Origin of the sequence: Mucilaginibacter sp. Mucisp86, from assembly GCF_047324315.1 — a bacterium.
Classification (GTDB): domain Bacteria; phylum Bacteroidota; class Bacteroidia; order Sphingobacteriales; family Sphingobacteriaceae; genus Mucilaginibacter.
Map to the genome: position 1 here is coordinate 6,079,780 of NZ_CP168503.1, position 16,134 is coordinate 6,095,913.

The window sequence follows — 16,134 nt, forward strand, 5'->3', positions numbered from 1 at the left end:
AAATAATTTAAAGCGAAAATTATTTTATCATAACTCCGGGCTTATTTAAAACCGGGATCTTGATAAAATTCATCTCCACAATACTTTCAGGAAGGAAAATAAATTTCTTGTCGAAAATGTCTTTACCGATATAATAGCTTAGCCAATATTCGTTATTGAGGCCGAAAGTTTGCTCATCGATAGGCTCGATAAGCTTATACGCTTTACTGTCAACAACAGGGATCATATGCCGCAGGGTAGAGGTTTTTACCTGCTCGCCGTCCTTTTCACCATAACCTTTTGAGGTAATGAGCACATTTTCAATAGGCTCATTTTTAAGATTGATGAGATATACATACCATACCTTACTTTCTACACTTTCGCTCTCCAATGCTACTGCAATAGCAATATCCTTTACATTATTTTCGGGCAGGTCTTTTTTCATTCTTTTAGTTGGTTGGGTTGATTGAGTTGATCAGGTGAGTAGTTTTCAGCATGCCTACCAAACCATTCACTTAATCAACCCAATCAACCATGCACTTTATAATTTATTTTTTCTTCGGGGCCGCTTTCTTCTTTGCCGGAGCTTTTGTAGCAGCTGGCTTCGCTGCCGCGGCAGCTTTACCAAAGCGCCCTTTTTTAGCGTCCTTCGGTGTTGCATCAGCAAGTGCCTTGCATTCTTCGTAGGTAAGGGTTAAAGGGTCTTTATCTTTAGGGATCTTAACGTTCAGCTTGCCAAATTCAATATATGGCCCCCAGCGGCCGTTCAGTACTTTAACGTCCGGATCTTCATCAAAAGATTTGATCAACTTTTCAGCATCCTTTTTGCGCTTTAGGTTAATGAGCTCAATTGCTTGCTCTTCAGTAACATCATGTGGGTCGATTTCTTTAGGTAGCGACACAAAGGCACTGTTGTGGCTGATATAAGGCCCGAAACGGCCGATAGCTACTTTCATTACTTTGCCTTCATATTCGCCTACGACCTTCGGCAATTTAAACAGTTCAAGGGCTTCTTCAAGACTAATGGTTTCGATGCTTTGTCCGCTACGAAGACTTGCGTACAGCGGTTTTTCTTCGTTTTCTTCGGTAGCACTTTCACCAACCTGAACAAAGGGACCAAAACGGCCGATGCGAACAGAAACTTTCTTCCCGCTTTCGGGGTGGATACCTAATTCACGTTCGCCGGTTGCTTTGTCGGCCTTTTCAATAGTGCTTTCAACTTCCTTATGGAAGGGGTTATAAAAATCGTGGAGCATTGCAGTCCACTCTTTCATTCCCTGCGCTATTTCGTCAAATTGCTTTTCAACGCTGGCCGTGAAGTTAAAATCAACAATATCCTTGAAATATTGTACCAGGAAATCATTTACAACAGCACCGATATCAGTAGGGAACAGTTTCCCGCGTTCGGCACCTGTGTTCTCTGTTTTTTCTTCTTTTACAATGCTGCCTGCTTTCAGCGTTAATACCCTGAAATTACGTTGCTTGCCCTCGCGCTCTTCCTTAACCACATAACCACGGTTTTGAATGGTTGAGATAGTAGGGGCATAGGTTGACGGGCGACCGATACCAAGCTCTTCAAGTTTTTTCACCAGGCTTGCCTCAGTATAGCGGGCCGCCGGGCGGGAAAAACGCTCTGTGGCCGACATTTCCTGTAAAGCTAAACGCTGACCTTTGGTTAAAGGCGGCAGTATTGCATTTTCGCCATCCTGTTGTGGTTCGTCCTCGTCATCTTTCGATTCAAGATAAACTTTCAGGAAGCCGTCAAACTTCATTACTTCGCCGTTAGCTACAAGGTCTTCACTACGGGTGGAGATACCGATTTTTGCAGTGGTTTTTTCAAATTGGGCTTCGCTCATTTGCGAAGCAATGGCGCGTTTCCAGATTAGCTCATATAAACGCTTTTCTGCCGATTCGCCATCGATAGAATGATTATTGAAATATGTTGGCCTGATTGCTTCGTGCGCTTCCTGCGCACTGGCATTTTTAGTTTTGTATCTTCTTTGCTGATGGTATTTTTCGCCATAGGCAGATACGATCTCGCTTGCAGCTGAATTTAAAGCCAGTTCAGAAAGGTTTACCGAATCGGTACGCATGTAAGTGATATAACCCGATTCGTAAAGCCTTTGTGCAACCTGCATAGTGCGTGCTACGGAATAGCCCAATTTACGACTTGCTTCCTGTTGCAGGGTAGAGGTGGTGAATGGCGCTGCCGGCGAGCGTTTGGTTGGCCGGGTTTCTAACGATTTAATATCGAAATCCGCCGCGATACAATCATGTAAAAACTTTTCAGCTTCTTCCTGTTTTGCAAAGCGCTCGGGCAATTCGGCCTTGAAAGCTTCTTTGCCTCTGCCAAATATGGCTACTATTTTAAATGCTGCTTCTGATTTAAATTTATTGATCTCACGCTCACGATCAACAATAAGCCTTACTGCAACTGATTGTACGCGACCGGCTGAAAGTGATGGTTTTATCTTTTTCCATAAAACCGGCGAGAGTTCAAAACCTACCAGCCTGTCTAAAACACGGCGGGCCTGCTGTGCATTAACCAGGTTATAATCAATTTTACGCGGAGTATCTATTGCTTTTAAAATGGCCGGTTTGGTAATTTCATGGAATACGATGCGTTTGGTATGCGTATCTTTCAAATCCAGTGTTTCGTACAAGTGCCAGGAAATGGCCTCACCTTCGCGGTCCTCGTCCGATGCGAGCCAAACCATTTCGGCTTCCTTAGCTAACTTCTTTAATTCGCTAACTACCTGCTTTTTATCTGCAGGCACCTCGTATTTTTGTTTAAAGTTATTAGCTATATCAATTGCATCTTCTGACTTAACAAGATCACGGATATGCCCGTAGCTGGACTTTACTGTAAAGTCCTTTCCAAGGTAACCCTCAATGGTCTTAGCTTTTGCAGGTGATTCAACTATCAGTAAGTTTTTGGCCATTTAATCAGTTTTAGTTTTTGCAAATAAAACATAAAGTAAGCGAAACACCAATTAGTTTTTGGTAAAAGGTGTAAAAGTTGAAGGTAAATTATGTTTTAAGTTGAGATTTTTGCGCGAAAATGCCTCTGAAAATTATATTCTTGCAAAATAACTAAACTGATTTTAACAAAATGATAACAGGCGACTACGGCACCTCTTGTTTTTAAGTTCAAAGATTGCAAGGAAAAATTGTTTTACATCAGGAAACCGCCGCCAACGAGGTCATCTCCTTCATAAAATACAGCCGACTGGCCCGGTGCTATACCTGATACATTATGATGGAAGTCAACTTTCATATGTTCGCCCATTTGAAGAATAGTGCTTTGTGCTCCGGCATCTTTGTAACGTATTTTGGTAATGGCTTCAAGCGGCTCATTTATATTTTCATATTTAATGAGGTTGAGGTTTTTTACCCAGGCTTGCTTGCGTTCAAGCTCATCAGCAGTGCCTAAAATAACTGTATTGGTAGCAGGGTCAATTTTGGTAACAAACATAGGATGCCCTAATGCTACGCCCAAACCTTTACGCTGGCCGATGGTATAAAAAGGATAACCCTGATGCTTGCCTACAACCGTGCCGTTGGTAAGTACAAAATTACCCGGGCCAATTCGCTCATCAAGGTCTTCAACCTTGTGGCGCAGAAATGAGCGGTAATCGTTATCAGGTACAAAGCAGATTTCGTAGCTTTCACTTTTACCGGCAAGCTCTATTTGTCCCATATCAAGCGCCATTTGCCTGATCTCGGGTTTGGAAAAACTACCCAATGGGAATTTAGTGCGTGCGAGATTCTTTTGAGATACCCCCCACAACACGTATGATTGATCTTTATTGGTGTCCTTGCCTTTTGATATCACGTAACGGCCGTTATCCTGTAAACGGATATTGGCATAGTGACCGGTAGCTATAAATTCGCAATCGAGTTTATCGGCACGTTTTAGTAATGCTTCCCATTTAATATGGGTATTGCACAAAACGCATGGGTTAGGGGTACGGCCCGCCAGATATTCATCAACAAAGTTATCGATCACAAAATCGCCAAACTCATTGCGGATATCCAATATATAATGAGGGAAGCCATAGCCAACAGCCAAAGCACGCGCATCATTGATACTGTCCAAACTGCAGCAGCCGGTTTCTTTTGAACTACCCCCCGAAGAGGCATAGTCCCAGGTTTTCATGGTTAAACCAATAACTTCATAGCCCTGCTCATGCAGCATAACTGCCGCTACCGAACTATCAACCCCGCCGCTCATTGCCACTAATATCCTGCCATGCTTACTCATAATGCTGCAAAGATACCTATTTGATGTTTATGTTAACATATGCTTGGTCAGTAAAGGGTAAAATGTGTTTTTATCGAAGAGTTTTGTTATTAATTAATGGTTAATTGATACTGTTAGTCAGTTTTTTATGATGGTTATATTAAGTAACTATGCCATTGATCTGTGGTTTCTTAATTGATAGATACTGCTGTAAGTTCTTATTCATTACGTTTCCAATTTCATTATTTCACTAATATGAGTTAAATGCTTAAACCATTATAAGCTTAACATTATATTAATATATATTATAATTAAACATGACGGGAGTAAGAAAGTAACAGGCTTAGTGTAATAGGGGAATAAAAGGATATGTAAAATCGGATATCGCTAAAACCAATTAAATCTTGCGTCTATATCGCCAAAATCACCATAAATGTTACATTGAAACGGGGTGTAAGTGATACACCAATTTCAACAGTAAGGCTTTTTTTTTGATAAAAGTTTAATTAATAAATGTAGAGCTGACTATTATAAAAACGAGTTACATTATTTATTAAAAATAATGTAAAAATGATACTGCCTATTGTAACAGACCTATTACATTATAAATTTGCTATATCCTAATTAATAAAAGAATGTTAACTCAATTGACTTTAGAACAAAAATTACAGGGCGTGATTTTAGTGATTATTTGCTTTATTGCTGTAGCCAACTACTTAATAAAGTAACGCTTAACAATACGAATAACACGTTTAAGGTGCTTACTACAGGTTGTAAGCACCTTTTTTATTATATAAGATTTTTAGCAGGTTGATTACGGATTGCGGGTTTGTCCGTTCCCTTTAACTATCCATTTGTAACTGGTAAGTTCTTCCAGGCCCATTGGGCCGCGGGCATGAAGTTTTTGAGTACTGATGCCAATTTCGGCTCCAAGACCAAATTGAGCTCCATCTGTAAACGCCGTTGAAACGTTGGCATAAACCGCCGCGGCATCCACGTCATTTAAAAATTTAGCAATATTTTCAGCATCTTCAGAGATGATGGCCTCGCTATGTTTTGAGCTGTTTACAGCGATGTAAGCTAAAGCTTCGGTAAATGACGCTACCGTTTTTATAGCCATTTTCATGGAAAGGAATTCAGTACCAAAGTGTTCCGGGTTGGCTTCATGTAAAAGACCGGCGGGGTACTCATTTTTTAAAGCTGCAAAAGCCTGTTCATCAGCAAATATCTCTACTTCTTTTTCTTTAAGAATCTGGGCCAGTTGCGGCAAATCCTTGAGGCGGGTCGAGTGGATGATCAAACAATCTAAGGCATTACAAACACTTACCCGGCGCGTTTTAGCGTTGGCTATGATCTCCGCACCTTTTTCAACATTACCCGATTCATCAAAATAGGTATGTACAATGCCGGCGCCTGTTTCGATAACCGGTACTTTACTGTTATCCCGCACAAAATCAATTAACGACTGGCTACCCCTTGGGATGAGCACATCAATGTAACCAATAGCACTTAATAATGCTGTAGTAGCCTCACGTTCGGCAGGGAGCAGGGTAACCACATTAACATCAACGCCATGCCTTCCCAATACTTTATGAATCACCGAGATTATGGCCCGGTTTGAAAAATCTGCGTCACTACCACCTTTTAATACACTGATATTGCCTGTTTTAAAACAAAGTGCAAAAACATCAAAAGTAACATTGGGGCGGGCCTCATATATAACACCAACAACGCCAAGTGGCACGCGTGTCTTTGATATCGATAAGCCATTAGGCATTTCAGTTGCCGAAAGTTGTTTGCCAAGCGGGCTATCCAGTTTAGCAACGCTTTGCATATCGCCGGCAATACCTTTAATCCTGTCGGCAGTGAGTTTAAGCCTGTCGTATTTAGGGTCTACCGGATCCATCCGGTCAAGGTCTTTCTGGTTTTCTGCCAGGATGTATTCGGTTTGGGCTATAGCCTCTGCTGCAACATCCTCCAAAATCCCGTTGATTACGGAAGGGGCAAGGGGGGCTTTGCGGCTTGCTTCACGTGCTTTATCAAAATAGCTGTTATATTTCATGGTGTTTAGCCTTGTAAATAAAGATAATCATAATGTACCAATGCCTTTTGGTTTTTTTGGCCTATGCGTTCACGGGCCTTATCTGCGCCGTATTCAGCAATGCCTAAACCGATGAGCTTATCGGTATCATCAATCAGTTTAATAATATCACCTTTTTTGAAGTCGGTTATCACCCCAACAATGCCAACGGGTAATAAGCTGGTTGCTTTGTTTGAGATGAGTGCTGCTTTTGCACCGGCGTTAATCAGTACACTGCCAGTTGCTGATTTTTCGGAGTGGGCAATCCATTTCTTTTTGCCTGATGCTGTTTTATTTGGTATGAAACGGGTGTGCGTAACCTGGTTTTCCAAAACATCAGTTAAGATCCGATCCCGTTTGCCATTAGCAATGTGCACTGAAATGCCAAGCTGGGCGGTTTTTTGTGCCATGGTTGATTTTGTGATCATGCCACCCCGGCCAAACTGCGAACGGCCGGATGACACGAAAGTTGAAAAATCAAGTTCGTTACCGCTAACCTCATCTATCACTGCCGAACCGGCTGCTTTAGGATCGCCATTGTAAATGCCATCAACATTGGTGAGTATAATGAGGGCATTTGCGTTAAGCATAGAGGCTATCAAGCCTGCCAATTCATCATTGTCTGTAAACATCAGCTCGGTTACCGATACTACGTCGTTTTCGTTTACTACAGGGATCACCTCATATTGCAGCAAAGCCTCAAGGCAGTTTTTCATGTTGAGGTAATGCATCCTGTCCCTGAAATCTTCGCGGGTAACCAAAACCTGCGAACATAAGATCTGAAACTGTTCAAATAAATGCGAATAGGTGTTGATGAGTTTTACCTGGCCGATAGAAGCCAGCACCTGGCGGGCCGCAACAGCATCTGATTTTTCGGCGACCGTAATGAGGCTGCGGCCGGACGCTACAGCACCCGATGAAACAAGTATCACTTCAATGCCTTGCTTTTTTATCGCGGCTATCTGTTCAACCAAATGGGTTATCCTGGGTAGGTCGGGGAGACCGTTTTCCTGGGTAATAACATTTGAGCCGATTTTGATAACGATGCGTTGATAATTGAAAGCCATTAGTACAGTACAGATTGAGGCTTCAATATTACAAATTTGGGAGAAATTAGGCCTTGTTTATTTTGAAATATCCACTAAAGTGATGGATTTTATAGTGAAATGATGTAAAAATCGTCAAAAGTTTAAAAAAACATACCAGAAAGCTTGACACTCAGCTTTTAATTTATATTTTTGTCGACTAATTCTATAGACAATGTATCGTTTTAATGCAATTGCCAATCAATCCATGTTAAAAATGCAGCTCCTAACTGCAATGTGTTGTTGTTGAGCATAACTCAATCAACGATAATACACGGACCAAAAATCACAATTTTAATTACCACCACACCAATTACTTCATGAAAATTTTTACAAATTCAATTAGAATACTTGTGCTCTTCCTGGTACTATTGCCGGGCATAAGTTATGCACAGCTTAATGGCTCATATATATTGAGCGGAAAGGTTGACGATGACCAGGGCAAGCCGCTGGTAGGGGCAACCGTATCTATAAAAGGCACAACCAATAAAACATCAACAGATACTACCGGCAAATTTTCTTTAACCACAAGCGCCAAGTTACCTTATACGCTTGTTTTTACCGCAATAGGTTATCAGCCACAGGAGTTTTATATAAAAAATGCTAACAGTGCGGTAAACATCACCTTAACAACACAATCATTATTGGTTAATGAGGTGGTGGTAACGGCATCTCGTAAGGAAGAGAAACTGCTCCGATCTCCGGTGGCAATCGAAAAGTTGAGCATTACGGCCTTAAAGCAATCGCCTGGCCCCAGTTTTTATGACGCCTTAGAGAACGTTAAAGGCGTACAGATGACTACAACCAGTATTACCCTTAAAGTACCTAATACACGTGGTTTTAATAGTCCAAACAACTTCAGGTTTATGCAGTTGGTTGATGGTGTCGATATGCAGTCGGCTACTTTAGGTGTGCCGCTTGGTAATGCTATTGGCCCAACCGAACTGGATATAGCCAGCGTGGAAATTACTCCGGGTGCTGCTGCTGCCCTTTACGGAACTAATGCTATTAACGGATTGTCGAACCTATTTACTAAAGATGCTTTTAAATATCAGGGCTTAAGTTTTTACCATCGTCAGGGCGTTAACCATGTGGGTAAAGATCGTCTTGGAGCAAGCTCACTTACTGAAGATGCTTTGCGTTACGCCAAAGCCTTTAACGATAAGTTTGCCGTTAAAGTAAACTTTAGCTATATGCAAGGTCAGGATTGGCAGTCAGATACCCGCCTTGATCAAAATCCAACCAACCTTAAATCAGCAAACCCGGCTTATCCTGAATTAACAGGCACCAGCAACGCTGCTTATGACGGCTGGAACAAATATGGTGACGACGCACTTGCCGGTAGTAATACTGTATCAATAAAAGGCATCACGGTTGATGGTAAAGCCCGTCCAAATCTTACTGTGGCGCGTACAGGATACAACGAGGTTGACCTGGTTGATCCGCACGTGAAAAACTTGAAGTTAGATGGTACGCTGGCTTATAAATTATCGCCGAGCACCGTACTATCATATACCTATCGTTATGGCAGGCTTGATGGCGTGTTTCAACGCGGTAACAAAATTTCATTACAAGGTGCAACTGTTCAGAACCATAAAATTGAGTTAAAAGGGAAAGAATTCCTGGTTCGTGGCTACGAATCGATTGAAAACACCGGCAACTCGTTTAACGTGAAACCACTGGCAGATAACCTTGATTTGAACCACGCCAGCAACTCGGCCTGGGCAACTTTATATGGCAATGCTTTAAAAGCTTATAATGGTGGTGTACTTACTTCGGCAAATCTGGCAGCGGCTGAGCAGGCTGCCCGCGCTGCTGCTGATAAAGGTAGGGTTGAGCCAGGTACTCCTGAGTTTGATGCTTTGAGGAAAACCATTATAGGCATTAATAACTGGGATATTAAATCGAGCCTGATCCCTAATGCTCCGGTTACAGGAGGTGCGGCCCTGGTTCAAAAAAGTCACATGTACAACGGTGAAGCCCAGTGGGATTTGAGCAGCAAAGTTAAATTTGCTGACCTGTTGGTTGGTGCGGATATACGTGTGTATAGCATTACACCTGATGGTAATAACTTCGTGGATTTTAGCCGCCCTATTGCAGACAGGAACACTCCATTGGCCGACGGTACTTTTGGTAAAGATGTGATCTACAAAAAATATGGCGCCTTTACCCAGGTTACCAAAACTTTTTTTGATGAGAAATTGAAATTATTCGGTTCTATCCGCTGGGACCGCAACCCGTACTTCGATCCTAAATTTACACCGCGTTTAGCTGCCGTTTACACCGTTAACCAAAATCACAACTTCAGGTTTACATTCCAGAACGGTTATCGTTTCCCTTCATTGTTTGAGGCTTTATCATACGTAAATAACGGCCGCGTAAAACGTGTAGGCAGTTTACCATTCATTAACGAAGGCTTAGGATATCTTGGTAATAGCTATACCCAAACATCAGTTGTGGCATTTAACGCAGCTGTGAATGCTGCAGGCGGCTCAGATCAGGCAGCTTTGGCTAATCGTAACCTGTTAAAAATAGCGGACCTGCCACCGGCACGTCCTGAACAGATTACTTCTTTTGAAGTTGGCTACAAAGGCATAGTGGCGGATAATAAAGTGTTCATTGATATTGATGCATACACTAACCGCTATGACGGCTTCCTTGGTCAGGTGCAGGTGTTTGTACCAAATGGTGCTACTGTAGGCTCGGATGCAGCTGTATTATCAATGCTTGATATTAACCGCGACCCTACAACGGGTACATCAACTAACGCTGCCAGCCAGGGTCAAAGCAGGTACCGCGTTTATACTAACGCCAAGAATATCTATCATAACTACGGTTCATCTGCAGGTATCACTTACAATTTCTACCAGCACTACACCGTATCTGGTAACGTGAGCTTTAATAAGCTGAAAGCCCAAACAGCTTCTGATATCTTTGTTACAGGGTTTAATACACCGGAATGGTCTGGTAACGTATCGTTCGGTAACCGCGAAGTGGTTAAAAACTTCGGCTTCAACGTAGTTTACAAGTGGCAGCAGTCATACCTGTGGGAGAGCCCGCTGGTTACAGGCACAGTACCATCAATCAAAACAGTGGATGCACAGGTTACCTACCGCGTACCTTCATACTATGCAACATTTAAGTTAGGTGCTACCGACATCTTCAATAAAAGATACTACCAATATGCAGGCGGCCCAACAATCGGCGGCTTGTACTATGTTTCTGTAACGCTTGATGGTTTGTTAGCAGGTAACAATAACAACAAGTAAGCGCTCTTATTACGTTTTATATTAGTTTGTAAGGGGATGAGGTGTAAAAACTTCATCCCTTTTTTTGACCGCTGATTTTTTAACTGTGATAAAAATAGATGATTGTAAGAGATATTAATATAAATAATCAAATCATTATAAAGCATAGAAAGTCATCAACGAAATCAATGTAATCAAAAAAATCAGCTTTAAAAAAAAGGCCAACCAATCTTTCGACTAATTGACCTACGTATAAAAAAAAGCGTCTTGAACCTTGATTTACATGATCAGAGGATTTTCATGAATTAGTTTGATAGGATCAACTTGCATAGTTTTCAAGCTAATCCTTAAATCCTATTCATCAGGGTTTTGCTGTTTCATGTAACCCACATTCTTTTTTAGATTGATCTTCCCACCACCAGCGGCCGGCACGGAAATCTTCACCTTCGGCTACCGCACGGGTACATGGCATACAGCCAATGCTTGGGAAACCTTTGTCATGCAGTGAATTATATGGAATGTTGTATTGTTTAATGTAAGCTTTAACTTCGTCAAGCGTCCAGCTAAAAATAGGGTGGAACTTCACCAGTTGATTTTGTTCGTCCCATTCCAGGTCATGCATATCATGGCGGTTAACCGACTGCTCGGCGCGGATGCCAGTGATCCAGATCTTATTACCTTTTAAAGCACGCTTAAGCGGTTCTATTTTACGAATCCCGCAGCACTCTTTACGGTTTTCAACCGATTCATAAAAGCTGTTAGGGCCTTTTTTGCTTACCATTTCTTCAAGCAACTCGTTATTGGGATAGTAAGCATGAATGGGCTTCTGATACCTGTTCATGGTAGCCGCCCAAACCGAATAAGTTTCGCGGAAAAGCCTGCCGGTTTCAAGTGTAAATACTTTGATAGGCAGGTTATTGGCAAATATCATATGGCTGATCACCTGGTCTTCCCAACCAAAGCTGGTTGAGAAAATCACCTCACCCGGAAACTGCTCTGCCAATTTGGTCAGAGCTTCAATAGGGGCGAGCCCGGCAGTTACGCCTTGTATTTGTTGTAATGCGGTGCTCATTTTATATAACCTTAGTAATAAACATGATAATAGAACGGATACTGATGAGGATAACGATTACCGAGACCGCCACCATGATAGTTTTTGCAGAGATCTTATTGGAGATCTTAGCAGCAATTGGTGATGCAAGCGCACTGCCTAAAATAAGGCCGCCTACAGCCTGCCAATGATCGCTGCTTACCATGGCAATAAAGGTTATTGAACCCATCATTGCCACAAAAAAACGAGAAAGCTTCACTGTGCCCAATGAAAAACGAGGGCTCCTTCCGCCGGCTATCAGGGTAGATAGTACGATTGAACCCCAGCCACCGCCGCCAACAGCATCAATAAAACCACCACCTAAACCAAGCAATGAAATGCGTTTTACTTTATCGGCCGATTTTTTCTTTTGTGTGTTGAATGCTTTTTTGAATATTACTATACCTAATATCAGTGTGTAAACAGATACAACAGGCTTGGTATACATGCTATAATGCTCAAGTGATGATAACAAGTAAGCCCCTGTTACAGCACCGATGATACCCGGTATAACCAGGAGTTTAAATAGCTTCCAGTTGATGTTACCCATGCGATAATGCATCCAGCCAGCTATACCGCAACTCATGATCTCGGAAAGGTGTACGCCCATACTGGCTGAGGCCGGAGGGATACCCATAGAAAGTGAGAATGTGGTTGAGGTAACACCGTACGACATGCCAATGGCTCCGTCAATCATAGCAAATACAAACCCGGCTCCTAAAAAGTAATAAAAGATAGGATCGATGCCGGTTACGAAGTGCTTAAAGTTAGGCTCTTTGAAATAAAGTGCGGTTATACCAATGGCCAGCGACACGATAATGGTTGACCAAATTAGCCAGATAAAATTTTTGCGGCTGGCAGCTTTAGGCTCAACCAGTACAGATGTTACGCTGTTCAGTTTCTTTACCTTGTCGGCAAAATCACCTTCAAGGGTATTTCTTAGTTCGCTCATTTGCTGCAAAGTGATATCAAGCTCGGCAGGAAGGCTTTCATTTAATACTTCTTTTAGTCGTTTGGCCACAGTAGGTGATTTTCCGTTGGTAGATATGGCTAATTTCAGATCGCCTTTTTGCACTATCGATCCTAAGTAAAAATCACATAATGCAGGCTTGTCCGCTACATTGATCAATAATTTACGATCATGAGCAGCGTTGCGGATGTAATTGTTAAGCTCGCTATCGTTGGTAGCAGCGATAACTATATCAGCTTCGTTCAGATCATCGTCAGTAAATGATTTTTGTACGATGCGGATACCGGGGTATTGTGATGCAAGCGTATGTACCTCAGACAAAAACTCGCGCGAAATAACGGTTACCCTCGCACTATTGCTGTTGTTAAGCACAGCGGTAAGTTTTTCCAAACCAACATTACCGCCGCCAATAAGCACCGTATGCAGGTCATTCAGCTTTAAAAAAACAGGGAAAAGCTGGTTCCCTTCCTGTTTTTCATCCTGAATATTGGTCAAACTTTTATCCACGGGCAACAACGTCATAAACTTCTTGTATCAGTTGGAATTTTGGATGAAGTGATACCACTTCGCCTAAAACAATGATAGCAGGCGATGAGATCCTGCTTTCTTGAACGGCATCAAGAATGGTATCCACAGTAGCAACGGCAATTTTCTCCTCAGCTGTTGATCCGCTTTGGATAACGGCTACAGGCAGTTTGTTCTTGCCTTGTAACTTAAATATTTCAGTGATCTCGGCCAGCTTGTGGATCCCCATCAATACAACCACAGTAGCATTTGAGCGTGAAGCATCAATAAGGTCGTTCGAGATCTTACCGTTAGCAGTAGTACCGGTAACTACCCAGAAACTTTCGCTTAATCCGCGGTGTGTAACAGGGATTTGCTGTAATTCGGGCACGGCTATCGAGCTTGAAATACCCGGAATAACCGAAGCAGGTATGTTATGCGCCGAGGCAACAATAAGTTCCTCATATCCGCGACCGAATACAAAGGGATCACCGCCTTTTAACCTAACCACATGGCCATAGTTTTTGGCATAATCAACCATAAGATTGTTAATTGCTTCCTGCGAAAAGGTATGGTCGCCGGAACGTTTGCCAACGTAAACTTTTGTGGAGTTTTCCGGAGCGTAATCAAGTAGCTCCTCATTAACTAAAGCATCGTACAAAACAACATCGGCTGTTTTTAAAGCTTTGATGGCTTTTATGGTTATCAGGTCGGCATCACCAGGGCCTGCGCCAACCAGTGTAATGCGCGGCTCTTTTATATTTTTATTAGTATCAGTCATTATTGTACAAGCGCCTCTCTCTTATCCTTACTTCTGCTTAAAAATTCTGTAGCCTGTGCTAAATATGCGGTGGCAAATTCCTGTGAAGGCTCGTTTTGATTGAGCTGTAGTGCCAGTTCATTAAATGTTCCGTTTAACTCAAACTCGCCTTTTTCAACGTATTGCGCATCAAATTCGCGGATCACACCAATTTGTGTGCTGCTGTTAACGCCTTTATCGAGTAATAAAGCTTTTGCCGAACTTACGAAAACATTGTAGGCATGGTAAATAGCATCAGCCCAACGGCCGGCAGCATAGGCTTCATTAGCCCAACCCAATTTCTCTTCCGATTCAAACAGCAGGGTAGCTACCAGGTCGATGATCACACCGGCGCATTCACCTACACCAATGGCGGTAACAAAGGTTTCCTGGTGGCCCCAGTCAATATACTCGTCATCGGTAAGTGTAGTTAAATCAGCAAGAGGTTTCAACAAACGATAAAAATAATCTTTACCCTGCCTGTCGTAATATTCATGGTAAGTTTCACCTTCAGGCGAAAACTCTTTATAGTCGTTCAACAACCATCTTAAAACGTCGGTAGCACGTTTGGTAGGTACTTTAATTACCCTCTCGGCAGCGCGGCCAACGCCGTCGCCAACGGTACCGCCACCCAACATCACCTGTACCGATGGTAATACTTTAGCGCCCGCTTTAAGCGAACTGCCGTGGAAACCAATGTGGGCCAAGCCATGCTGACCGCATGAGTTCATACAGCCGCTTATTTTAATCTTAATTTCGCGGTTATAAATAAAATCCTCGTATTCGTTATAGATCAGATCTTCCAATACCCTGGCCATGGTCATACTGTTCGAGATACCAAGGTTACAGGTATCTGTACCCGGACATGTGGTAACGTCGGCAAGACTGTCAAAGCCGGGTGCAGCCAGCTCAAGCTTAGCTAATCCTTCATACAGGGCAGGCAGCGCTTCTTTTTGAACATATTTTAATAACAAACCCTGGTTTTGGGTGATACGGATCTCGTTGCCAACCAAAGGCTCTAAGGTTTTAACCAATGCACGGGCGGTATCAGATGATATATCGCCTACCGGTACTTTTATATATACACCATAAAAGCCATCTTGCTTTTGTTCAAAAACGTTGGTTGCCAGCCATTGCTCATAACGGAGCGGATTGCTGATAGTTACTTCAGGATAACCATTTGTTGGCGGCAGCGCAGGAACATCAACAGCGTCGCGGTTAACAGGGTATGACTTTACCTTATTGGCTGTACGCTCGATTTTGGTTAAGCGCAGCACTTCATCCAACCCTAATTTTTGGATAAGATACTTCATCCGGGCTTTGTTACGGTTGTTGCGCTCGCCATAACGGTCAAACACACGGATCACCGATTCGATATAAGGGATCAGTTGGTCTTCAGGTAAAAATTCTTCAACAATGCTGGCTAAAATAGGCTGCGCACCTAAACCACCACCAAGCATGATCTTAAACCCACGCTCGCCGTTAGCATTTATTTTAGGGATGGCGCCAATATCATGAATGTATGAGAATGCGGTATCCTCATCGCTTGATGAAAAAGAGATCTTGAATTTCCGACCCATTTCCTGGCATATTGGGTTGCGCAGAAAATAATCAAAGGTAGCATATGCATACGGCGAAACGTCAAATGGTTCTTTTGGATCGATACCGGCAGTAGGAGAGGCTGTAACGTTACGAACAGTATTACCGCAGGCTTCGCGAAGGGTAATATCATCCTGCTCAAGCTTGGCCCAAAGCTGAGGTGTGCGATCAAGGCTTACATAGTGGATCTGGATATCCTGACGGGTGGTAAGGTGCAGGTTGCTGCTTCCAAATTCGTCAGAGATTTCGGCAATTTTTAACAATTGCTTAAAGGTAACCTTACCGAATGGCAATTTAATACGCACCATCTGTACGCCCGGCTGACGCTGGCCATACACACCACGTGCTAAACGCAAACTCCTGAATTTTTCATCATGAATTTTACCTTCACGAAAAGCGTGGATCTTTTTTTCAAGATCGATAATATCCTTCTCAACAATGGGATTCTCCAGTTCTGTTCTGAAGCTCTGCATATTCTATGTATTAATCTTTTATAAAAAAGCCCCTTTGGCTGTGGCTAAAGAGGCATATATTGTT

The 16,134-nt window shown here is 42.5% G+C and carries 10 protein-coding genes; 1 reads left to right on the top strand and 9 read right to left on the bottom strand.

The window, feature by feature from the left end; all coding sequences use genetic code 11:
• Positions 1-19: 19 nt before the first annotated feature.
• The 5 genes from ACEN9X_RS25350 to proB all read right to left on the bottom strand — a co-directional run bounded on the left by ACEN9X_RS25350 (position 20) and on the right by proB (position 7,369).
• Positions 20-424 carry a hypothetical protein gene (locus tag ACEN9X_RS25350; protein ID WP_090525388.1) on the bottom strand — a complete coding sequence of 135 codons (405 nt, stop codon included), beginning with the start codon at positions 422-424 and terminating at the stop codon, positions 20-22.
• A gap of 103 nt (positions 425-527) precedes the next feature.
• On the bottom strand, positions 528-2,921 hold the full coding sequence (gene topA / locus ACEN9X_RS25355) for a type I DNA topoisomerase (protein WP_413667785.1): 2,394 nt from the start codon (positions 2,919-2,921) through the stop codon (positions 528-530).
• 233 nt (positions 2,922-3,154) lie between these two features.
• Positions 3,155-4,243, bottom strand: a complete 1,089-nt coding sequence (mnmA, locus tag ACEN9X_RS25360) for a tRNA 2-thiouridine(34) synthase MnmA (protein ID WP_413667786.1) — start codon at positions 4,241-4,243, stop codon at positions 3,155-3,157.
• A gap of 793 nt (positions 4,244-5,036) precedes the next feature.
• Positions 5,037-6,284, bottom strand: a complete 1,248-nt coding sequence (locus ACEN9X_RS25365; RefSeq protein WP_413667787.1) for a glutamate-5-semialdehyde dehydrogenase — start codon at positions 6,282-6,284, stop codon at positions 5,037-5,039.
• Between the two features lie 5 nt (positions 6,285-6,289).
• Positions 6,290-7,369: a glutamate 5-kinase gene (gene proB, locus ACEN9X_RS25370; protein WP_413667788.1), complete on the bottom strand. Its 1,080-nt coding sequence runs from the start codon at positions 7,367-7,369 to the stop codon at positions 6,290-6,292.
• 338 nt (positions 7,370-7,707) lie between these two features.
• Here proB and ACEN9X_RS25375 point away from each other — a divergent pair, with 338 nt between their 5' ends.
• A complete protein-coding gene (locus ACEN9X_RS25375) occupies positions 7,708-10,656 on the top strand; it encodes a TonB-dependent receptor (RefSeq protein ID WP_413667789.1) in 2,949 nt (982 codons plus the stop codon).
• Positions 10,657-10,996: 340 nt separating this feature from the next.
• Here ACEN9X_RS25375 and ACEN9X_RS25380 read toward each other — a convergent pair whose 3' ends face one another.
• The 4 genes from ACEN9X_RS25380 to ACEN9X_RS25395 are packed head-to-tail and all read right to left on the bottom strand — an operon-like array spanning position 10,997 to position 16,070.
• Positions 10,997-11,707 (bottom strand): phosphoadenylyl-sulfate reductase, encoded by a 711-nt coding sequence (locus ACEN9X_RS25380; protein ID WP_413667790.1) that lies wholly within the window; start codon positions 11,705-11,707, stop codon positions 10,997-10,999.
• A 1-nt stretch (position 11,708) separates the two neighbouring features.
• Positions 11,709-13,217 carry a TSUP family transporter gene (locus tag ACEN9X_RS25385; protein ID WP_413667791.1) on the bottom strand — a complete coding sequence of 503 codons (1,509 nt, stop codon included), beginning with the start codon at positions 13,215-13,217 and terminating at the stop codon, positions 11,709-11,711.
• Entirely contained in the window at positions 13,195-13,980 is a 786-nt protein-coding gene (cobA, locus tag ACEN9X_RS25390) for a uroporphyrinogen-III C-methyltransferase (protein WP_413667792.1), read from the bottom strand. The genes ACEN9X_RS25385 and cobA overlap by 23 nt, the downstream gene beginning before the upstream one ends.
• Entirely contained in the window at positions 13,980-16,070 is a 2,091-nt protein-coding gene (locus ACEN9X_RS25395; RefSeq protein WP_413667793.1) for a nitrite reductase, read from the bottom strand. The genes cobA and ACEN9X_RS25395 overlap by 1 nt, the downstream gene beginning before the upstream one ends.
• Between the last annotated feature and the right edge of the window lie 64 nt (positions 16,071-16,134).

Coding starts and splice junctions, on each gene's coding strand:
- ACEN9X_RS25350 (WP_090525388.1), bottom strand. CDS start 424: ATGAAAAAAGACCTGCCCGAAAATAATGTAAAGGATATTGCTATTGCA.
- topA (WP_413667785.1), bottom strand. CDS start 2,921: ATGGCCAAAAACTTACTGATAGTTGAATCACCTGCAAAAGCTAAGACC.
- mnmA (WP_413667786.1), bottom strand. CDS start 4,243: ATGAGTAAGCATGGCAGGATATTAGTGGCAATGAGCGGCGGGGTTGAT.
- ACEN9X_RS25365 (WP_413667787.1), bottom strand. CDS start 6,284: ATGAAATATAACAGCTATTTTGATAAAGCACGTGAAGCAAGCCGCAAA.
- proB (WP_413667788.1), bottom strand. CDS start 7,369: ATGGCTTTCAATTATCAACGCATCGTTATCAAAATCGGCTCAAATGTT.
- ACEN9X_RS25375 (WP_413667789.1), top strand. CDS start 7,708: ATGAAAATTTTTACAAATTCAATTAGAATACTTGTGCTCTTCCTGGTA.
- ACEN9X_RS25380 (WP_413667790.1), bottom strand. CDS start 11,707: ATGAGCACCGCATTACAACAAATACAAGGCGTAACTGCCGGGCTCGCC.
- ACEN9X_RS25385 (WP_413667791.1), bottom strand. CDS start 13,217: ATGACGTTGTTGCCCGTGGATAAAAGTTTGACCAATATTCAGGATGAA.
- cobA (WP_413667792.1), bottom strand. CDS start 13,980: ATGACTGATACTAATAAAAATATAAAAGAGCCGCGCATTACACTGGTT.
- ACEN9X_RS25395 (WP_413667793.1), bottom strand. CDS start 16,070: ATGCAGAGCTTCAGAACAGAACTGGAGAATCCCATTGTTGAGAAGGAT.